Annotated in this window: 23 protein-coding genes; 12 read left to right on the forward strand and 11 right to left on the reverse strand. The window is 29.3% G+C overall.

From position 1 onward, the window contains the following. Positions 1–31: 31 nt before the first annotated feature. From ACOQN8_RS14820 to smpB, 5 genes are all read right to left on the reverse strand, one after another. Positions 32–637: a porin family protein gene (locus ACOQN8_RS14820; RefSeq protein ID WP_420553248.1), complete on the reverse strand. Its 606-nt coding sequence runs from the start codon at positions 635–637 to the stop codon at positions 32–34. Positions 638–756: 119 nt separating this feature from the next. Further along, positions 757–1,707 (reverse strand): transketolase family protein, encoded by a 951-nt coding sequence (locus ACOQN8_RS14825; RefSeq protein ID WP_235275434.1) that lies wholly within the window; start codon positions 1,705–1,707, stop codon positions 757–759. Between the two features lie 53 nt (positions 1,708–1,760). After that, positions 1,761–2,342: a Maf-like protein gene (locus ACOQN8_RS14830; protein WP_420553249.1), complete on the reverse strand. Its 582-nt coding sequence runs from the start codon at positions 2,340–2,342 to the stop codon at positions 1,761–1,763. Then, positions 2,329–3,225 carry a UbiA prenyltransferase family protein gene (locus ACOQN8_RS14835; protein ID WP_420553250.1) on the reverse strand — a complete coding sequence of 299 codons (897 nt, stop codon included), beginning with the start codon at positions 3,223–3,225 and terminating at the stop codon, positions 2,329–2,331. The genes ACOQN8_RS14830 and ACOQN8_RS14835 overlap by 14 nt, the downstream gene beginning before the upstream one ends. Further along, positions 3,225–3,683: an SsrA-binding protein SmpB gene (gene smpB / locus ACOQN8_RS14840; RefSeq protein WP_150898721.1), complete on the reverse strand. Its 459-nt coding sequence runs from the start codon at positions 3,681–3,683 to the stop codon at positions 3,225–3,227. Before smpB ends, ACOQN8_RS14835 begins: the two co-directional genes overlap by 1 nt. 134 nt (positions 3,684–3,817) lie before the next feature. Between smpB and ACOQN8_RS14845 the strand changes: the two genes are divergently transcribed. Then, a complete protein-coding gene (locus ACOQN8_RS14845) occupies positions 3,818–4,447 on the forward strand; it encodes an OmpW/AlkL family protein (protein WP_420553251.1) in 630 nt (209 codons plus the stop codon). 130 nt (positions 4,448–4,577) lie between these two features. Beyond that, positions 4,578–5,300 carry a DUF6503 family protein gene (locus ACOQN8_RS14850; protein ID WP_420553252.1) on the forward strand — a complete coding sequence of 241 codons (723 nt, stop codon included), beginning with the start codon at positions 4,578–4,580 and terminating at the stop codon, positions 5,298–5,300. Positions 5,301–5,303: 3 nt separating this feature from the next. Here the strand turns inward: ACOQN8_RS14850 and ACOQN8_RS14855 are convergent, their stop codons facing one another. The 4 genes from ACOQN8_RS14855 to clpB all read right to left on the reverse strand — a co-directional run bounded on the left by ACOQN8_RS14855 (position 5,304) and on the right by clpB (position 10,981). Continuing rightward, entirely contained in the window at positions 5,304–5,801 is a 498-nt protein-coding gene (locus tag ACOQN8_RS14855; protein ID WP_420553253.1) for a SixA phosphatase family protein, read from the reverse strand. 3 nt (positions 5,802–5,804) lie between these two features. Continuing rightward, a complete protein-coding gene (locus ACOQN8_RS14860; protein ID WP_420553254.1) occupies positions 5,805–7,706 on the reverse strand; it encodes a PEP/pyruvate-binding domain-containing protein in 1,902 nt (633 codons plus the stop codon). After that, on the reverse strand, positions 7,706–8,266 hold the full coding sequence (locus tag ACOQN8_RS14865; RefSeq protein ID WP_420553255.1) for a DUF4956 domain-containing protein: 561 nt from the start codon (positions 8,264–8,266) through the stop codon (positions 7,706–7,708). The genes ACOQN8_RS14860 and ACOQN8_RS14865 overlap by 1 nt, the downstream gene beginning before the upstream one ends. 111 nt (positions 8,267–8,377) lie before the next feature. Continuing rightward, positions 8,378–10,981, reverse strand: coding sequence for an ATP-dependent chaperone ClpB (gene clpB / locus ACOQN8_RS14870; protein WP_420553256.1), 2,604 nt, complete (start codon positions 10,979–10,981; stop codon positions 8,378–8,380). Positions 10,982–11,122: 141 nt separating this feature from the next. Between clpB and ytxJ the strand changes: the two genes are divergently transcribed. Together ytxJ and ACOQN8_RS14880 are read left to right on the forward strand one after the other, a co-directional pair. Next, positions 11,123–11,515, forward strand: coding sequence for a bacillithiol system redox-active protein YtxJ (gene ytxJ, locus ACOQN8_RS14875; RefSeq protein WP_150898714.1), 393 nt, complete (start codon positions 11,123–11,125; stop codon positions 11,513–11,515). A 70-nt stretch (positions 11,516–11,585) separates the two neighbouring features. Then, a complete protein-coding gene (locus ACOQN8_RS14880) occupies positions 11,586–13,145 on the forward strand; it encodes a DEAD/DEAH box helicase (protein ID WP_150898713.1) in 1,560 nt (519 codons plus the stop codon). An 11-nt stretch (positions 13,146–13,156) separates the two neighbouring features. Here ACOQN8_RS14880 and ACOQN8_RS14885 read toward each other — a convergent pair whose 3' ends face one another. After that, the gene (locus ACOQN8_RS14885; protein WP_420553257.1) at positions 13,157–13,714 is read right to left on the reverse strand and encodes a Crp/Fnr family transcriptional regulator; all 558 of its coding nucleotides are present in this window, start codon (positions 13,712–13,714) and stop codon (positions 13,157–13,159) included. 73 nt (positions 13,715–13,787) lie between these two features. On the opposite strand from ACOQN8_RS14885, the gene ACOQN8_RS14890 reads away from it, so the two are divergent. Together ACOQN8_RS14890 and ACOQN8_RS14895 are read left to right on the forward strand one after the other, a co-directional pair. Next, complete coding sequence (locus ACOQN8_RS14890; RefSeq protein ID WP_420553258.1) at positions 13,788–14,369, forward strand: HD domain-containing protein; 582 nt, start codon at positions 13,788–13,790, stop codon at positions 14,367–14,369. Continuing rightward, positions 14,370–15,530 (forward strand): MFS transporter, encoded by a 1,161-nt coding sequence (locus ACOQN8_RS14895; RefSeq protein WP_420553259.1) that lies wholly within the window; start codon positions 14,370–14,372, stop codon positions 15,528–15,530. A gap of 63 nt (positions 15,531–15,593) precedes the next feature. On the opposite strand, the gene fahA is transcribed toward ACOQN8_RS14895, so the two are convergent. Continuing rightward, positions 15,594–16,874 carry a fumarylacetoacetase gene (fahA, locus tag ACOQN8_RS14900; RefSeq protein ID WP_235275421.1) on the reverse strand — a complete coding sequence of 427 codons (1,281 nt, stop codon included), beginning with the start codon at positions 16,872–16,874 and terminating at the stop codon, positions 15,594–15,596. Positions 16,875–17,123: 249 nt separating this feature from the next. Here fahA and ACOQN8_RS14905 point away from each other — a divergent pair, with 249 nt between their 5' ends. From ACOQN8_RS14905 to glyA, 6 genes are all read left to right on the forward strand, one after another. Further along, positions 17,124–17,654 carry a GNAT family N-acetyltransferase gene (locus ACOQN8_RS14905; RefSeq protein ID WP_420553260.1) on the forward strand — a complete coding sequence of 177 codons (531 nt, stop codon included), beginning with the start codon at positions 17,124–17,126 and terminating at the stop codon, positions 17,652–17,654. A 3-nt stretch (positions 17,655–17,657) separates the two neighbouring features. After that, complete coding sequence (locus tag ACOQN8_RS14910) at positions 17,658–18,128, forward strand: GNAT family N-acetyltransferase (protein ID WP_420553261.1); 471 nt, start codon at positions 17,658–17,660, stop codon at positions 18,126–18,128. Positions 18,129–18,141: 13 nt separating this feature from the next. Then, positions 18,142–18,666, forward strand: coding sequence for a hypothetical protein (locus ACOQN8_RS14915; protein WP_420553262.1), 525 nt, complete (start codon positions 18,142–18,144; stop codon positions 18,664–18,666). A gap of 50 nt (positions 18,667–18,716) precedes the next feature. Next, entirely contained in the window at positions 18,717–19,427 is a 711-nt protein-coding gene (locus ACOQN8_RS14920) for a hypothetical protein (RefSeq protein WP_420553263.1), read from the forward strand. Between the two features lie 67 nt (positions 19,428–19,494). Continuing rightward, a complete protein-coding gene (locus ACOQN8_RS14925) occupies positions 19,495–19,974 on the forward strand; it encodes a GNAT family N-acetyltransferase (RefSeq protein WP_150898703.1) in 480 nt (159 codons plus the stop codon). Between the two features lie 166 nt (positions 19,975–20,140). Next, positions 20,141–21,415, forward strand: a complete 1,275-nt coding sequence (gene glyA / locus ACOQN8_RS14930; RefSeq protein WP_150898701.1) for a serine hydroxymethyltransferase — start codon at positions 20,141–20,143, stop codon at positions 21,413–21,415. The last annotated feature ends 30 nt before the right edge of the window (positions 21,416–21,445 follow it).

The raw sequence follows: 21,445 nt of genomic DNA on the forward strand, positions 1-21,445 counted from the left end.
ACTTCGGCTTTTTTGTGTATAAAATTATATTTTATAATCTATATGATAAACCAACAATAATTTGATTTACTCTTGTGTCAAAATTAACAGTATTCGTGTTTAATAAACTACTTTCTGTATCAGAAAAAGCCCTTTCCCAACGTACATCTAAACCTAATTTACCTAAGTCAATTCCAGCTCCTAGTTGCATTCCAACAGAAAAACCATCAGCTTTTACATTAGTTATATCGCTTATACTGAAATCTCCATCAAGAACATATTGAAAAGAAGGTCCAGCAAAAATACGTCCAATACCAAAAACTTTTTTTCCTAATAATACAGGAATATCAATTTTTCTAAACTCATAGCTAGTAGTACTTGGATTTGCAGATTTAGGTAAATAAACAACTTCGTTACTTAATTGTGTATACACTAATTCAGGTTGAATAAATAAACCTAAAATAGGAATTTTTCCACGTAACCAAATACCGGCGTGAAATCCTGTTTTACTTTTTGCTCCACTAAGAATATCACTACTTACATTTGAAATAGATTTAGAATTATAGTTAACTCCACCTTTAATTCCAAAATGTATTTGACTTTGTGCAAACTGAATACTTCCTATAAAAAGAAGCACGATTAAAATTACTTTTTTCATCTTTTTTTGATTTGAGTGTATGTATAAAACTTATTTTTAATTAATATATTGGATGAGTATAAATGAAGAAGCACCATTTTAGTATTAAAATGATGCTCCTAATTTTATGTTTTGAAAGTTTATTTTCTAGAAATTACTTTTTCAACAGCCTTAATGATTGCTTTATCATTTATTTCGTATTTCTCCATTAATTCAGCAGGAGTAGCAGATTCACCAAAAGTATCATTTACAGCAACAAATTCTTGTGGAGTAGGGGCGTTAGTAGCTAAACAGCGAGCAACGCTTTCTCCTAAACCTCCATATTTATTATGTTCTTCAGCAGTAACAATACAACCAGTTTTAGCAACAGATTTTAAAATAATCTCTTCATCTAAAGGTTTAATTGTATGTATGTTGATTACTTCAGCAGAAATTCCTTTTTCTTCTAATTGTTCTGCAGCTTGTAAAGCTTCCCAAACTAAGTGTCCAGTTGCTACAATAGTAACATCGTTTCCTTCTGTTAATTTAATTCCTTTACCAATCTCAAAAGGCTCGTCAGTCATAAATACCGGTACTTTTGGTCTACCAAAACGTAAGTAAACTGGTCCGTCAAAATCCGCAATAGCAATAGTAGCTGCTTTTGTTTGACTGTAATCACAAGTATTAATAACTGTCATACCAGGTAACATTTTCATTAAACCTATGTCTTCTAAAATTTGGTGTGTAGCTCCATCTTCACCTAAAGTTAATCCGGCATGAGAAGCACAAATTTTTACATTTTTATCTGAATAAGCAATTGATTGACGGATTTGATCGTAAACACGACCAGTAGAAAAGTTTGCAAAAGTTCCTGTAAAAGGAATTTTACCTCCTATAGTTAATCCAGCTGCAATTCCCATCATATTAGCTTCTGCAATACCAATTTGGAAAAAACGCTCAGGATGATTTTTTTGAAAATCTCCCATTTTTAACGATCCAGTTAAGTCTGCACATAATGCAACAACATTTTCGTTTGTTTTTCCTAATTCAGTTAAACCATCACCAAATCCAGATCTGGTATCTTTTTTTTCAGTATAAGTATATTTTTTCATCAGTTATGTTGTGTGAAATACGGGTCAAAAATAATCTTTTATAAAAATGTATGCTACAAATTTATCAATTCTTTGTAAAGTTTATGAACAGGAAAGCCCATAACATTAAAATAACTACCTTCTAGCTTTGTAATTCCTATTTTACCAATCCACTCTTGAATACCATAAGCCCCAGCTTTATCAAAGGGTTTGTAGGTATTTATATAATAGTTAATTTCATCATCGGTAAGTTCTTTAAATGTTACTATTGTTGTATCATTTAATATATGCTTATGTTCTTTTCCTGATAAACATATAGAAGTTATTACCTGATGCGTATTGTTTGATAACTCTTTAAGCATTTGAAAGGCCTCTTCATAATTTTTAGGTTTACCAAGTGCTTTGTTATTAAACCAAACAATAGTGTCTGATGTAATTAAAAGATCGTTATCATTTAGTTCATCTATAAAAGGTTTCGATTTTAAGTCTGCTAAAAAATCAGTTATTTCTGTACCTAATAATTCAGGTGGATAAATTTCTTCAACCTCTTTCGTTCTTATTTCAAAATCAATATCTAAATCTTTAAGAAGTTGTTGCCTTCTAGGTGAATTAGATGCGAGAATAATATTGTAATTGGATAGTTTATTTGATAACATATTTAAAATAGTAAGTAACAACAGGAATACTAAAAATACCTAGTAAATAGGCTATATTAATTGCTCTAGAGGCTAATTTATATCCTTTAGGACTATTCGCATTGATTAAATAATACATAATAATTAATTCAGGAATCGTGCAAAGTAGAAAAATAGCTAATAAAAAGACTCTACTTTTAATATAGGTTACAGAAAAATATAATACAATAATACATATGGCTATAACTAAAATTAAAGCTATATTTCTAGTCCTTTTTCTTCCTAAAATAACGGGCAATGTTGTGTTTTTTTGAGAATAATCATAATCTATTCTATTAATATCAATTACAGTATCTCTAAGGAGATTACTTAAAAAAGAAAGTATAGCAAATAAAATAGCAATAGATTGTAATTTAAAAAATAAATCCCATTGTGTTGGAGTTAAATTGATTGGAGCATCAAACCATAAAACGATTAGAATTATAAAAGGCTTTAAAAACGAGCTACCAATACTATTAATAAACGTTTTATTCATAGTGTTAGCTGCATAAATAATGGTAGCAATTAAGCAGCAAATGAAAATAAAACTATAATAAGGTTTGTTTATTTTAAATGACAATAAAGTTCCTAGGGAAATACCTAAAAATGAAAAAAGAATCACAAATTTCTTTATCTTATGAAGAGGAAAAACATTTTTTTTTCCTTTTTTTCGTCTGTAATAACTAGACAAATAACCTGTAGCTATTATAAAAGAAGTAGCTAATGCTAAAATGCTTAAATCTAAAAAAGACAGTGTTGTTTTAAAACCACAACCATATAAGAAGCAGTATTTAAAGAGAAAGAGGATAAAGGTAAAATAGAGAAGTTCTTTCCAACGAATTATATTAAAAAAAACAGAAAGCATTAATTAAATGCTTTTTTAATTCTTGCCAAATTCTTTTTGTTATCTCTATCTTTTATAGTTTGGCGTTTATCGTGAGTCTTTTTTCCTTTAGCTAAAGCTATTTCAAGTTTAGCCCAACCGTTTTCATTGATAAAAAGCTTTAAAGGGACTATAGTGTTTCCTTTGGCTTCAACTTCTCTTTCAAGTTTTTTTAATTCACGTTTATTTAATAATAAACGGCGTTCACTTTTAGGTTTATGATTATAGCTATTTCCAAAAGCGTATTCTTCAATATACATATTAATAACAAAAAGCTCTCCTCGATCATTAAATTCACAAAAACTTTCGGTAATACGAGCCTTACTAAGTCTTATCGATTTTATTTCAGTACCTGTAAGTTGAATCCCAGCTGTATATTTATCAAGTATCTCGTATTCAAAACGAGCTTTTTTATTCTGTATGTTGATGTTTTTTTGCATAAGTAATAGCAAATATAAATATAATTGTTAAGCTTATTTATAAAAATAATAAACTATGATTTTAGTCATGATTTTAGATAAACCTTCAAAGTAATTTTGTCTTAGAAATAAGTGAATAATTAAATTTAAAAATTATGAAAAAATTAGTGTTAGGCTTAATTTTCGGGGCATTATTAGTAGGGAATATAAATGCTCAAGAAAAAACAAAAGATGAGAAAAAATGGCAAGCTAGATTTAGATGGGTGTCTGTAATGCCTAATGAATCTGCTACAATAGGAACTATTGGAGGAGATGTTGAAATTAGTAACAGTTTTATCCCTGAACTTGATTTTACCTACTTTTTTACTGAAAACATTGCTGCTGAATTAATTTTAGGAACTACGAAACATAATGTAAATGCTGTAGGAACAGCTTTAGGTAATGTAGATTTAGGGCATGTATGGTTGTTACCTCCAACTTTAACGGTACAATACCACTTTAATTTAAATAAATTTAGACCTTATGTAGGTGCTGGTGGTAACTATACTATTTTTTATAGTGCTAATCCAGGTGCTGTTGTTGATGTATCTTACAAAAACTCTTTTGGTTATGCATTTCAAGCTGGATTTGATTATGATTTAGATGACACATGGTTTTTAAATGTAGATGCTAAATACATAGGTTTAAGTACAGATGTTACTGTAAATGCTGGAGCTGCTACTGTTCCTGCTGATGTAGATATTAATCCATTATTAATTGGTTTTGGTATTGGTATGAGGTTTTAATTACTATTTGATATTAATGAAAAAGCAACCTTTTTGGGTTGCTTTTTTTATTAACATAACTTTAAATTTTATCATATAATATTCTTGTAGTTTTGTTAAAACAAACAGTAAAATAAAACTTATGCGTTATATGTATGCAATTTGTATACTATTCTTAGTTTCTTGTAAACCTCAGTTTACAGCACAAGAGATAGTAGACAAATCAATAGAAAACTCTAATTTGAGTGCGTTAAAAAATGCTACAATTTCTTTTAATTTTAGAAAGAAATTTTATCAAGCTAACAGGAATAATGGTCTTTTTGAATTTATTAAAGAAGAAAAAAAAGATTCTTTAACTATTAAAGATATATTATCAAATGATAGTTTTAAACGATATGTAAATGATAGTTTGGTTGAATTATCAGAGAAAAAACAAAAAGGGTATGGAAATTCGGTAAACTCAGTACATTATTTCTCAATTTTACCTTTAGGATTAAATGATAAAGCTGTTTTTAAGAAAATATTAGAGGAAACTATCGTAAAAGGAAAAGACTATTACAAAATAGAAGTAACTTTTAGTGAAGAGGGTGGTGGAACCGATTTTGACGATGTGTTTATTTATTGGTTTTCTAAAGATAACTTTCAGTTAGATTATTTAGCTTATAAATACCATACAAATGGTGGAGGAATACGTTTTAGAGATGTAAAAAAAGAAACGTTGGTCGACGGAATTCGTATTGTAGATTATAATAACTACAAACCTTTAAATAAAGACATCGATTTTTATAAGATCGATAAATTATACGATGAAGGAAAACTTAAAAAAGTTTCTGAAATTATTCTAGAAAATGTTCAAATTAAATTAAACCAATAGAAGTTAATCTACTTTTAATAAAGTAGGAGACTTCACATTATCAATGGTTGTAATGATGTACAAATTTGCATTATTACGATCATTGATAAAATCATATTTTTCTTCATCTAAAATTTTATTAGCTAAAGTCGGAGTTGTATTGCTATGACCAACCACTAAAACTGTTTTTCCTTTAGTTGCTTTTTCAAATTCTGAATCAAATAAATTCTTTGGATTGTATGAAAGTACTTCTAAATTTTGATTTTTTGCCGTCGGAGCAGCAGTCTGTTGTGTTCTTTTGTAGTTAGTAGCATAAATCATATCGAAATCAACATCTTTAAGAACTTCAGCCCATTTTTTTGCTCGAGCTAATCCTTTTTCATTTAGATTAGGATCTTTATTAGTAGCATCAGTTCTGTCTTTTTCGGCATGACGAATTAAATAGTAAGTTGTTGTAACAGTTTCTTTTTTAGTACAAGAACTTATGATGAATAATAAGATAAAAAGTTTAAAGTATTTCATTTCCTAATCGTTAAAGTATCTAGCTTGTTTAATGTATAAATTTCTATTATTGCCATCAATTTTAAACTCGATGTCTAAGCCAAAATTAAGAAAGGTTTTTCGTCTTTTATAAACTTTTTTATAAAAGTATTTTTTTATAGTATAAAGTTGTTTTGATAAATTTAAAATTTCATCTTCAGAAAGTATCAATTTGTTTTTACTTAAGCTTGAATAGGTAATAACTTCAATAACTTCTTTATTAGAGTATAATTCAACATCAGCTCCTTCGTAACATAAAATTTGCTCGCTTACAATATCTTTATTTGGATTTACAACTGGTTCTTCACCTAGTTGGATATTGATGACATTTCCATAAAAATCTTTTCGATATAAGTTTTTTGTAATTGCTACACCATTTGCTATTTCATTAGGAAAAGAACGATGTGCTAAAATTCCCATTGCTACTGTTTTTTGATTGATATTAAATAATTCTCGTTCTAAAAATGCTGATTTGTTCCATAGGCTAGCCCAAACTTTTTTTATAGCCTTGGCAAATGTTTTTTTTGAATCATTTAAAACACCAGTTTTCGATGTGTATAAACCAGCACCGCTAAAACCAATAATATCTTCTGCATTGGTAGAGCTTCTAAAGCGAATTCTATCATAATTACAATTACTACTAATTCTTTTATTGATGTTAGCGATTAATACAGAATCAATAGGAGCTTTTTTTATTTCTTTTTTTATTTTTTTTAGGTTGATAAATAGCAAACTATCATTTTTAAATGTATTATAATCATCAATAGTTTTATGGATGAGTTTATCAATATTATGTTTTTTAATATGTTGTAAATAATAGTAAAAAGGAATTGCAAAAGAACATTCTGGAACTTTAAAATTAGAATTTAAAGATAACTTGTATAATTCTCCAAAATTAGCAGCTTTTCCACCTACAGCATCAATCATCTTATGATGTAAGTCCTTTCCAGAAATTAACTGATCAATTTTACTGTTAATGTCTAAATCTTTTAATTTTCTTTTTCTCTCTTTAGTTTTTCTATCAAATTTCTTTTTTGAAATAGTTTTAATTAAAAAAGTGTCTGGTTTAACTTCAAAAGAAACATAATTTCCATTTTTTTCTTTTAGAAGAGGGTTGGTATAAGCATTTTTATAGGTTGCAACAGGTATTTTTCTATTAATCCCTAAAACTGAGATATGACTTAAAGGTGTTTGCATTCTAGTAGTAATTACTCCATTTACAATGGGTAATCTTAAAACAGGTTTGTTTACCACAACAATATCAGTCTTGTCGATTTTTTCATTTTCTAAATTATCAATGTCAATGAAACGTAGTTTTCCATAAGATTTATTTAAAGAAATAGGTTGATAAATTTGGTTGCCATAAATCTCATTTGCTGAAATTGTAGGAATTGATAACTGTTTTTTTTCTTTAACTAATCTAGATGTGTTTAAGAAGAACTTAAAATTTTTAAAATAAGAAGTACTTTTAATCTTATTGTATAGAAAAATAATGTCTTGAACACTCATTTTATCAGCAGGAGATAGCTCTAAAGTATAAGTGTTTAGGTTTTGATAGTAGTTAATATTGGCGAGTAAGAATCGTTTGTTTTTGTGCTGTTCTTTGTAATTATACTTGTTGAAATTGTCTAAAGGAATGTTGTATTCTAAGTAGTTTATAACAAACTCATAGTGATATTTATAAGTTTTACTGTTGGTATAATACAGTTTTTTATTTTTTAAGTTGTAAACTATTTTTAGCGATTTTACAAAGCCATATTTGTTAGATAATGGTTTGTGAGATAGCTTATTAAATTCTTCAATTGTTTTTAAACTGCCTTTATAATTTTGCGCATGTAAGTTAAACGCAAGAAATAAAAAAGTTACTATTGTAATTAAAGGCTTCATCAAATTGTAGAATAATGGATAACAATATCCGTGGTGTTGTTAAGGTAGTCAATCTTTTTTACATCAATTTTTTGAATTGTAATGTTCAATTGTTTTTCAATAGATTTTATTAATTCTTGTTCATCTTGAAGATTAAAGTTTTCAGTGTTAGCATAAGTAATTGTAGTGGTTTTTAATTTCTTATGCATGAAGATTTTTTCTAATACTCCAATAAAAACTATAACGATGATGTTTGAAAGTATAAGCTCTTTATAGTAATGCCATTCGGTTAAAGAATTAATAATAGATAAGCCTATAATGGAGAATAGGTAAGTCATTTCTTTAATACTAATAGCCGAAGTTCTGTAGCGGATAATTCCAAAAATAGCAAAGAGCCCTAAAGCAAAACCTAGTTGTAATTCAATACTTTTAAGGAGATAACAAAGCAAAAAAACGATTAATCCGATAATGAAATAGGTAAAAACATAATCGCTGTTCTTGTTCGATTTATAATAAATAAAACGAATTATTATGACTGAAATAACAATGTTTATGAGTAGTTTAAGTAGAAATTCATTCATTGATGGCTGTATTGTTTCTACTAAAATAGGAAATTATTAGATTCCTATAAATAAGAAAAGCCAAAACACAAAGGTTTTGACTTTTCTAAATAACTATAGATAAACAAACTATTAATTTTCTACTAAATTGGATTGGTTTCTAAAAACTAATTTATCGTCAAAAGCATCCAATAAAATAATGCTGTCAGTTGTTATTTTACCTGATAATATTTCTTTAGATAATTGGTTTAATACCTGTTTTTGTATGACACGTTTTACTGGGCGTGCTCCAAATTCAGGTTGAAAACCTTTTTCAGCTAAATAACCAATAGCTTCATCCGTAGCATCTAGAGTAATTCCTTGCTCTGATACCATTTTCTTTACGCTGTTTAGCTGTAATTGCACTATTTGCTTAATATTATCTTGCAATAAAGGTGTAAACATAATAATGTCGTCAATTCTATTTAAAAACTCAGGACGAACTGTTTGTTTTAATAATCCTAAAACTTCAGTTTTAGCGGTTTCCATGGTAGAGTAAACATCTCCTTTAAAGTTTTCAAACTTTTCTTGAATTATATGACTTCCCATATTTGAAGTCATAATAATAATCGTGTTTTTAAAATCAGCTACACGACCTTTATTATCAGTTAATCTACCTTCATCTAAAACTTGTAAAAGAATATTAAAAGTATCAGGATGAGCTTTTTCAATTTCATCCAATAAAACTACCGAATATGGCTTTCTTCTAACAGCTTCGGTTAATTGTCCACCTTCATCATAACCAACATATCCTGGAGGTGCTCCAACTAAACGACTTACTGAATGACGTTCTTGATATTCACTCATATCAATACGAGTCATTGCATTTTCATCATCAAATAAATAATCAGCTAAAGCTTTTGCTAATTCTGTTTTACCAACTCCAGTAGTTCCTAGGAATAAGAAACTTCCAATTGGTTTATTAGGATTTTGTAATCCTGCTCTTGATCTACGTACAGCATCAGAAACAGCTTCAATAGCTTCTTCTTGTCCAACAACACGTTTATGCAATTCGTCTTCTAATTTTAGAAGCTTTTCTCTTTCAGACTGTAACATTTTAGTTACAGGTACACCAGTCCATTTTGCAACAACTTCTGCAATGTCATCGTAAGTAACTTCTTCTTTAATTAAAGCATTCTCACTTTGATTTGCTAAAATTTCTTGTTGTGTTTCTAATGCTTCCTGAGCCTCTTTTATTTTACCATAACGTATTTCAGCAACCTTTCCGTAATCTCCTTGACGTTCAGCTTTTTCAGCTTCTACTTTGTAGTTTTCAATATCTGTTTTTAATTGTTGAACAGCATCTACAACACTTTTTTCAGATTGCCATTTAGCATTTATTTCATTGCGTTCTTCTTTCAAGTTAGCAATATCTGCATTTAACGATTTTAACTTTATTTCATCATTTTCTCGTTTAATAGCTTCAATTTCTATCTCTAACTGCATTATTTTACGATCTAAGACATCTAATTCTTCTGGCTTAGAGTTGATTTCCATTCGTAATTTAGAAGCAGCTTCATCCATTAAATCAATGGCTTTGTCTGGTAAAAAACGATTGGTAATATAACGTTGCGATAATTCTACAGCTCCAATAATGGCCTCATCTTTAATACGAACTTTATGATGCGTTTCGTACTTATCTTTAATACCACGTAAGATTGAAATAGCGCTTTCAGTATCTGGTTCATCTACCAATACTTTTTGAAAACGACGTTCTAAAGCTTTATCTTTTTCAAAATACTTTTGATATTCATCTAGGGTAGTGGCACCAATTGCTCTTAATTCACCACGAGCTAAGGCAGGTTTTAAAATATTAGCAGCATCCATAGCTCCTTGACCGCCTCCAGCACCAACTAATGTGTGGATTTCGTCTATAAATAAAACAATGTCACCTTCTGAAGTAGTAACTTCTTTTACAACCGACTTTAAACGCTCTTCAAATTCACCTTTGTATTTTGCTCCCGCGATTAAAGCCCCCATGTCTAAAGAAAAAATTTGTTTTTCTTTTAAGTTTTCAGGAACATCACCACGGATAATCCTATGAGCTAAACCTTCTGCAATAGCAGTTTTACCAGTACCTGGTTCACCTACTAAAATTGGATTGTTTTTTGTTCTTCTTGATAAAATTTGAAGTAAACGACGAATTTCTTCATCACGCCCAATAACAGGATCTAATTTTCCATCTTGTGCTAATTGATTTAAGTTTTTAGCATATTTATTTAATGAATTATACGTTTCTTCTGCACTTTGAGATGTAACACGATCTCCTTTACGTAATTCATTAATAGCAGCCATGACTAACTTTTCAGTAGCTCCTTGATCTTTTAAAGCTTGTCCAATTCCGCTTTTAGATTTTATAATGGCAAGTATTAAATGCTCGATAGATACGTATTCATCGTTTATTTTTTTTGCAATAATACTTGCTTCATTTAAAGTTTTACTTGCTTCTCTAGAAAGCATTATATCGACACCAGAAACTTTAGAGTAACTTTCTAGTTGTTTGTCTAAAATTTGCTGTACAACATCTAAATTGATGTTGAGTTTTTTTAATATAAATGGTAACACATTTTCATCAACTAAAGAAATAGCCTTAAAAATATGCTCATTTTCTATTTGATTATGACCATAACTTTGCGCTAATTGCTGCGCTTGTTGAATGGTTTCTTGTGATTTTATTGTATAATTGTTAAAATTCATGTTTTGTAGATTTCAAATTCAATACCATTCAAAAAAAAGTGAATAAAACGGTCAAAATGTCTTTGTTTTTATTGTTTTCACTGACTTTTTGACTTGTTGAAAGGAATTGTAAATTGAGGCGACAGAATCAAAAAAATAGTAATGGGTATATTAAATTCAATATTTGGTAGTAAAAAAGCTAAAAAAGAGGAACAACAATCATTTGTAAATTGGATTCCTTTAACTTCAATAAATCAATTAGAAGAAATCAAAAAACAATCTAAAAATGAAGCTGTAGCTATTTTTAAGCATTCGACAAGATGTGGTATTAGTAGTATGGCTATAAAACGTTTTGTAAACAGTTTTGATGAGTCGATGAAAGACTTTAAAGTGTACTATTTAGATTTACTTTCTTATAGGGATTTATCAAATGAGGTAGGGTATGAATTTCAAGTTTTACACCAATCACCTCAGTTATTGGTAATTAAAAATGGAATAGCTGTAGCACATGCTTCACACTATAGTATTGCTCAAATTGATTTAAAAAGTTTTTAAAAAACCTAGTGTTTATTGTTGTATTTATCTAAATACATCGTAATTTTGCGTCTCCCAAAAAAGTTTAAAATTGAGTAACGAAACAACGACGACTTCACAAGCTCCTAAAGGAAAAAGCTTATATAGCTACCAAAAGGATGCGCTTAATAGAATTTTTAAAAGTTTTGAAAATGCTCCCCCAAATTATCATCTGTTATATCAGTTACCAACAGGAGGAGGGAAGACAGTAATTTTCTCAGAAATTACACGTCAATTTTTAAAACATTATCAAAAGAAAGTTTTGATAATGACACACCGTATAGAGCTTTGTAAGCAAACAGCTAGAATGCTAAGCGAATTTGGTGTTGAAAATAAAATTATAGATAGTAAAGCTAGCTTAGACGATCAAGGTCAATATGATTGTTTTGTAGCAATGGTTGAAACACTTAACAATCGTTTGAACGACGATATGTTAGATATTTCAGATGTTGGATTAGTAATTATTGATGAGGCTCACTATAATTCGTTTACCAAATTATTTAAGTTTTTTGATAAGTCGTTTGTTCTTGGTGTTACAGCAACTCCATTAAGTTCGAATATCAAATTACCAATGCGAGATAATTATGATGAGTTAATTGCTGGTGAAAGTATTGGTAACTTAATTCAGAATGAATATTTAGCAAAAGCAAATGTATATTCATATAATGTAGGTTTAACGTCATTAGAAGTTGGTGCCAATGGTGATTATACCGTAAAGTCTTCAGAGGATTTATATACAAATACAGACATGTTATCTAAGCTTTTACAAGCTTATGAAGAACGTGCTAAAGGAACTAAAACACTTATCTTTAATAATGGTATTAATACTTCATTACATGTATTTGATACTTTTAAGAAAGCAGGATATCCAATTGCTCATTTAGATAATACAAATACTAAAAAAGAGAGAGATTTTATATTACAGTGGTTTCATAAAACACCAAATGCTATTATTACTTCTGTAAGTATTTTAACAACTGGATTTGATGAACCATCAGTACAATCTATTATTTTAAATAGAGCTACAAAATCATTAACATTATACTACCAAATGATTGGTAGAGGTTCTCGTATTTTACCAGGGAAATCTGAATTCAATGTAATTGATTTAGGTAATAATTTCCACCGTTTTGGACCTTGGGGAGCTGATTTAGATTGGCAAAAAATGTTTAGATCACCTAATTTCTATTTAGATAATTTATTATCAGATGAAGAAATTGAAAGTGATTTTAGATATGAATTACCTGCAGATGTAAAAGAAGAATTTTCAAATTCTACCGATTTATATTTTGATGTAAAACGAGTGTATGTAGATACAATTCAGGCAGGTCAATCTTCTAAAAAGGTACTTGAAAAATCAATAGAACACCACGCAAAACTTTGTATTGAAAATAGTGAAGACGTTTTTGATGCTTTAATTTTAGCTAAAAAACTAGGTGGTGATATTGATGATAGAATTTTTAGATATTCTAAGTGTATTTGTAAGAGTACACACAATTTTATAGATTGGTTACAAGATGATTATAGAAAGAAATTAAATACGTATTTACGTAATAATTTTGATGAAGTTTACGAACAAATTCACGGTCATCCACCTCCAGAAGAAGAATAAAAAATAGATTCTTAGTTCAAATTATTTAGAGTCCTATTTAAACTACGAACCGTAATTCCTAAATAGTTAGCAATATCTTTTTTAGAAAATACTTTATCGAAGTTTGGATAGGATTTTTTTAGTTTTAAAATATTTTCTTCAATAGAATACGATTGTTGAAAAGAGTGTCTTGGTGCTTTGTAAGCAATTTTAGCTGCAAGTGATTTCATCACAAGTCTATTAAAAATAGGATCGTTTTCAAGTAATTGAGTATAGTTTTGGTGAGAAATTTTATATAACTCTACTTCAGAAATGGCTTCAATGCTACAAAAGCTTAATTTTCCACTAAAAACTTCTAATTCACCAAATTCCATTCCTTCTCCTAAGAATTCTTGAATAAAATCTTTTCCATTTTCATCAGATAAATAGCATTTAGTAATACCACTTTTGATAATGAATAATGAATGATAGCGCTTATCTTGTTTTAAAATAATCTCTTTTGAAGTATACTTTTCTAGTGTAAAATAATCTAAATGTTTTTCAACTAGAACTTCAACATAGGATAGAAAATCAGGATTTATTCGAATCATTTTTATAGTTGGGACATTTGTCCTTTTATAAGAATTATAATAGCTAGTTTTTTGCAGTGTAAAATTATAAATAATGAATTACATGAAGGGTTTTTTAGAGCAAATAAATTTTATAAAAGAAATAGATAAACTAAAGTATATACAACGAAAAACAAGGTTGTTTAATAGTGATAGATGTGAGAATGATGCAGAGCATAGTTGGCATTTAGCAATGATGACAATTATTTTAGCAGAACATTCTGATGTTAAGATAGATATTTTAAAAGTTTTAAAAATGGTTTTGATTCATGACATTGTTGAAATTGATTCGGGAGATGTTTTTATTTTTGATAATGATAAGAACCATAAAAATACTTTTGAAGAATTAAAAGCTGCCAAAAGAATATTTGGATTATTACCAGAGAAACAGGCTAAGGAATTTATTGAGATATGGTTAGAATTTGAAGAAGGAGAAACCAATGAAGCCAAATTTGCCAAAGCAATGGATCGTTTTGAACCTATTTTACAAAATGTTTCTAATAGTGGAGGAACTTGGAAAGAATACAATGTTCCGTTGGACAAAGTATTAAAAAAGACGAGTCCAATTGAAAATGGATCGAAATTAATATGGGATTATTCAAAAAAAGAAATAGAAGAAGTATTTACATCATTCTAAATGAAAACAACAAACACTAAATTATATTCTACAAGTTTTATTCTTGTTTGTATTAGCTCGTTATTTTTTTCAGCAAGTTACAATATGTTAATTCCTGAATTACCAAATTATATAAGTGGTTTAGGAGGAGCAGAATACAAAGGATTAATTATTGCATTGTTTACGTTAACAGCAGGTTTATCAAGACCTTTTAGTGGTAAGCTTACAGATACTGTTGGGCGTAAACCAATTATGATTTTTGGTGCGTTAGTTTGTATTATCTGTGGGGCTTTATATCCAATTTTAACAACTGTATCAGGATTTTTATTCTTACGTTTATTACATGGGTTTTCTACAGGTTTTAGTCCAACAGCCATTGCAGCTTATGTATCAGACATTATACCTAAAAATAGACTAGGAGAGGCCATGGGAATTCAAGGACTTTGTTTTAGTTCTGGTTTAGCCTTAGGGCCAGCTTTGGGGAGTTATATTAAACTTTATACAAGTTATACGATTCTTTTTTATAGTTCATCATTACTAGCATTGCTATCTATTGTATTAATTTTTAGAGTAAAAGAAACTTTAATCAATACTCAAAAAATACAGTATGCTACATTTAAAATAGCTAAAGGAGATATAATTGCTAAAGAAGCATTGCCGTCAGCAGTTATAACATTTGTAACTTACTTAGGTTTTGGAGTTATTTTAACCTTAATACCAGATTGGAGTGAGCATTTAACAATTATAAATAAGGGAACATTTTTTATTGTATTTACAATTTCGTCTTTATTTATAAGAATGATAGCAGGAAAAGTTTCTGATAAATACGGAAGAATAATAGTGATCCAAATAGGACTTTTAGTTTTAGCTATTTCACTGGTTTTATTGGGCTATTTAAATTTTAAAAATGGCTTATTAATTAGCGCAGCCATATATGGTTTAGCTATGGGGATTTTATCGCCAACAATTAATGCTTGGACAATAGATCTAAGTAATCCATTAACCAAAGGAAAATCTATAGCAACAATGTATATTGCTTTAGAGGCAGGAATTGGGCTTGGTGCATTTTTCTCTGGTTGGTATTATAGAGATGATATTTTAAAGATTCCTATTACTTTTTATACCTGTGCTTTTTTTGTTGTTGTTGGCTTGTATTATATTACTAGGTTAAAAAAGAAATAAAGATTATAAATAAAAAAAGATGCTCAAAATGAGCATCTTTTTATTATAAATTATATGGTTTTACTATTCTATAGCAGGTAAAATTTTACCAACACACTCACCAAAACCAATACGTACTTTATCGTTTTTAGAATATCCACGCATAATAACTGTATCGTGATCGTTGATAAACTTACGTTCTGTACCATCATTCATCTTAATAGGATTTTGACCTCTCCAAGTTAATTCAAGCATAGAACCAAAACTATCTTTAGTAGGACCAGAAATAGTTCCACTTCCCATCATATCTCCAGCGTTTACAGGACATCCATTTACAGTATGATGTGCTAATTGCTGAGCCATAGTCCAGTACATATACTTAAAGTTTGAATTACAAACTACAGTTTCTTCTGCATTTTCTGGTTGAATAGCCATTTGTAAGTTAATATCATAACTTCCTTTTCCTTCTTTTCTTAAGTATGGTAAAGGTTCGTGAACTTGTTTAGGATTTTCAACTCTAAAAGGCTCTAAAGCATCTAAAGTAACAATCCAAGGAGAAATAGTAGAAGCAAAGTTCTTTCCTAAGAAAGGACCTAACGGCACATATTCCCAAGCTTGTATATCACGAGCAGACCAATCGTTAAATAATACCAATCCGAAAATATAATCTTCAGTTTCTTCGATTGGAATACGTTCTCCTAGATGGTTAGAAGCCGTAGTTATAAATGCCATTTCCAATTCAAAATCTAATAATTTTGAAGGACCAAAGTTAGGAGTAGTTTCTCCTTCACTAGGTCTTTGTTGTCCTAAAGGGCGACGAATAGGTGTTCCTGATGGAATAATAGAAGAACTTCTTCCATGGTATCCGATAGGTATGTGTAACCAGTTTGGTAATAAAGCATTTTCAGGATCACGGAATAAAGAACCTACGTTTGTAGCATGTTCTTTACTAGCATAGAAATCTGTATAATCACCTACAGCAACAGGCAATTGCATTTCTACATCTTCCATTCTAAAAATTACCTTGTCTTTATGATCTGCATTGTCACGTAATTTACCATTAGTAACATCAAAAATATCGGCAATTCTATTTCTAACTAAACGCCAAGTTTTTCTACCGTCGGCAATAAAGTCATTTAAAGTATCTTGTAAGAAAATATCATCAGTAAGAGGAATACCTTCAAAATATCCAAGTTGGTGTAAGGCCCCTAAATCAATAGCAAAATCACCAATTCTAGTACCAATAGTAATAATATCGTCTTTAGTAATAAATACTCCAAAAGGAATATTTTGGATAGGGAAATCAGAGTCTTCTTTAACAGTTAACCAAGATTTTCTATTAGGATTATTCGCAGTAATTTCCATTGAATTTGTTGTGTTTTATTTTACATCAAACCTACATATTTTTTTCAATTTTACCCAATTTCATGGTTAAAAAATTAGAAAAGAAAATAATAATTTATTGTTATATAAAACTTAAAATAAATACAGATGAAATGAATTGACTTTATCGCATAATCGTAGCAGTAATGCTTATTAAAGTCTATTTTTAACTATATTCGCTTATAAAATGCTATACAATATTTCAAATTACTTCCTATATAAATTAATCTAATGAAAATGAATATAAGACAAGAAAGAATAACCGATTTTAAAGAAGTTTTCAGTTTAATAAAAAAAGCCTTTAAAGACGAGCAGTTTAGTGATCATAAAGAACAGTTTTTAGTAGAAAGATTAAGAAAATCAGAAGCTTTTATACCAGAATTATCTTTAGTTGCAGAGATAGACGGAAAAATTGTTGGTCATATTTTAATTACCAAGTTAAAAATTAAAAATGCTATGAATGAATTTGAATCTTTAGCATTAGCACCAGTTTCAGTATTACCAACATATCAAAATAGAGGAATAGGTGGGAAACTAATTATTGAAGCACATCAAAAAGCAACAGATTTAGGATATACATCAATTGTTTTATTAGGACACGAAAATTATTATCCACGATTTGGATACAAGCAAGCAAGTGAATATGGTATTGAGTTGCCATTTGAAGTTCCAAAAGAGAATTGTATGGTAATTGAGTTAGTAGAGGATGGATTGAAAGGTGTTAGTGGAACTGTTGAATATCCAAAAGAATTTAATGAATAAATAATGAAATTTATTACCCGTTCTACATTATCAACAATAGAAAAGCTAGAGATTTTTGAATTATGGAACAATGAATATCCAGAAAAGCTGTCTTATGCTACCATAGATGAGTTTGACCAATATCTTCAAAATTTGTTAGGTCAATCTCACATACTTTTAGTTGATGAAAACGAAAAAATTAGAGGTTGGTATTTTGATTTTGAACGTGATAATGAAAGATGGTTTGCTATAATTTTAGATTCAAGTGTTCATGGACATGGTTTCGGTACTAAAATATTAGATTTAGCCAAACAAAAGGAGAAAGAGTTAAACGGATGGGTAATAGATCATAATTTGGATAAAAAGAAAAATGGTGATTTGTATAGTTCACCCTTAAATTTTTACCTTAAAAATGGATTTAAAAAATTAGCTAAAAATAGATTGGAATTGGAAAAGATTTCTGCTGTAAAAATAAAATGGTCAGGGATAAATTAACATACTTTTTTGAATGAAAAATTTTGAAGAACGCTTAAAAGGAGGGCATCCAAATTCTTTGGGGAATACGGTTGAAATTGTAGAGGAAGTTTTAGCTGAAAACGAACTTTTTAATGAATTATTCAATTGTTATCACAGTAATGATGAAGTTGTTCGATTGCGTACTTCAAATGCAATGAAAAGGATTTGTAAGGTAAAAAAGATACTCTTAATTCCTTATATCGATTTGTTTTTAACCGACATAGCTCAAATAGATCAAGCGTCAACTCAATGGACTTTAGCACAATTGTTTGAAGTATTAGAAGCGGATATGAATGATAAACAAATTGAACAGGCAAAGAGCATTATGAAAAGAAATCTTGCTAGCCATAACGATTGGATAGTTCTTAATCAAACAATGGTTACATTAACAAAATGGTCAATAAGTGATATAGAGTTAAAAGAATGGTTATTCCCGCACTTGCTAAGGTTAACATCAGATAAAAGAAAGTCTGTTGCTGGAAGAGCAGAAAAGATGATTGATAAATTGAAAAAATAAAAAAACGGAAGGATTTTCCCTCCATTTTATTCAACATACATAATAGAATAATGACATTAGAAAAGTATTCAAAAGAATTAATTTTAGTTTTAGATAAGCTAAAAATAACCCCAACAGTAAAGTCAGATATCAATAACAATATTAAAGCACATTTAGAGAATAATAATGATTATCTGGCTCTGGAGTATTTACTAAATTGTATTTCGGAGTTAGAGTTAGAAGTTGATTCAGACTTAAAAAATAAAATATATTCACTTGGAGAATTTATAGAGTTAGATAAAGATGACATTGATGAATTAATCAAACCAATGCCAAGGATAGACCTACAAAATAAAACTGAAGCAGAAAAAGGAGAGGTTTTATGTTATTGGTTTGAAAATAAGAATATTGGTCTTGAAAAAAAGCGATATCATAAAATAATAATTCCATTAAAGACGTTTGATTCTGGTTTAGATGTATCGCAACCTGAAGAAACTAGCATTATATCAGAATGGATTTCATTAGATAGGAAGGATCCCTTTGATTTGGATAATTTAACTATAACTACAACTCCTGAAGATAATACTGAAACATCAGTATATATAGGTACTAGGTATAATCCATGTGATATAAAAAAGATGAAATTCGAAAAAGTTGATGATAATTTATATAAAGTAACCTGTGAATTATTTATTGAATTTGAATATGAAATGGTAGCTAAAAATGAGTTCTTTAAATTTTCTACTTTACTTGAAGTAAATAGAAATATCATAGAAGAATAAAGCTGAATTTATAGCTAGAATATCAACACTACTTAAGGAGTTAAAAAAATCTAATTAAAACCTAATAATGATAAGAAAAGCCACAGAAAAAGATGTTGATCAAATTTGGGAGATTTTTCAAGCTGTCATAAAAACAGAAGATACCTATGTTTTTTCACCAGAAACACCTAAAACCGATTTACAAAAACACTGGTTTGCAAGTTATATGCATACATACGTATTTGAAGAAGAAGGGCAAATTCTAGGAACTTATATTGTAAAACCTAATCAGATTGATTTAGGAAGTCATATTTCCAATGCAAGTTATATGGTTTCTCCAAAAGCTCAAGGAAAAGGTATTGGTAAAAAATTGTGTGAGCATTCTCTAAAATTAGCCAAAGACCTAGGTTTTATTGGAATGCAGTTTAATATTGTGGTGAGTACCAATAAAGGAGCAGTTGCTCTTTGGAAGAAGTTTGGTTTTGAAATTATTGGTACAACTCCCAAAGCATTCAAACATAAAACACTAGGACTAGTAGATGCTTATATTATGTATAAAGAATTATAAAAGGATATTTAAAATAGAAAAAAATCAGCACTCAATAAGTGTTGATTTTTTTTATACAAAACATCAAAGAAAAAGAGGTAAAATAAGATTAAAATAAAGCTAAAATTGCATAAATCTTAATTAATAAAATTAGTACATTTGACTACTTATTTAACAACATAGCAAGATGCGAAAAGATCATCAAATATTTGATTTAATTCAAGAAGAAAAAGAACGTCAACTACATGGTTTAGAGTTGATAGCTTCTGAAAATTTTGTAAGTGAGCAAGTAATGGAAGCTCAAGGTTCTATTTTAACCAATAAATATGCTGAAGGATATCCTGGTAAACGTTACTATGGAGGATGTGAAGTTGTAGATGTTGTAGAACAAATAGCTATCGATAGAGCTAAACAGTTATTTGGAGCTGAATATGTAAACGTTCAACCACATTCTGGTTCTCAGGCAAATACAGCTGTTTTTGCTGCTTGTTTAAAGCCAGGTGATACTATTTTAGGTTTCGATTTATCTCATGGAGGACATTTAACACACGGTTCGCCAGTAAACTTCTCTGGAAAATTATACAATCCAGTGTTTTATGGAGTAGATAAAGCTACAGGTATTATTGATTATGATCATTTAGAGCAACAAGCTAAAGAGCACAAGCCAAAGTTAATTATTGCTGGAGCTTCTGCTTATTCTCGTGATATCGATTTTAAAAAGTTTAGAGAAGTAGCTGATAGTGTTGGTGCTATTTTAATGGCAGATATTTCACACCCAGCAGGATTAATTGCAAAAGGTATTTTATCGGATCCATTACCTCATTGTCATATTGTAACAACAACTACGCATAAAACATTACGTGGACCTCGTGGAGGAATGATTATGATTGGAAAAGACTTTGAAAATCCGTTTGGATTAAAATTAAAGTCAGGGAAATTAAAGAAAATGTCAACATTGATAAATTCAGCAGTTTTCCCAGGAAACCAAGGTGGACCATTAGAGCACGTTATTGCAGCTAAAGCAGTTGCTTTTGGTGAAGCTTTAACTGATGAGTTCTTAGAATATCAATTACAAGTAAAAGAAAATGCACAAGCAATGGCTAAAGCATTTGTAGCTAAAGGATACGATATTATTTCTGGAGGAACTGATAACCACTGTATGTTAATCGATTTACGTAACAAAGACATTACTGGAAAAGAAGCTGAGGAAGCTTTAGGTAAGGCTGAAATTACAGTAAATAAAAACATGGTACCATTTGATACTCAAAGTCCATTTGTAACTTCAGGAATCCGTGTTGGTACTGCTGCTGTAACTACAAGAGGATTAGTTGAGTCTGATATGGAAACTGTAGTAGACTTAATTGATGAAGCATTAATGAACGCTGGAAACGACGAAGCTTTAGAGCAAATAGGAGAGAAGGTATACGATTTAATGCACGACAAGAGATTATTTGTAATGTAGAAATACCATTCTTATAGATATAAAAAAAGC

This window comes from Tenacibaculum aiptasiae (genome assembly GCF_965221665.1).
Lineage (GTDB): Bacteria > Bacteroidota > Bacteroidia > Flavobacteriales > Flavobacteriaceae > Polaribacter > Polaribacter aiptasiae.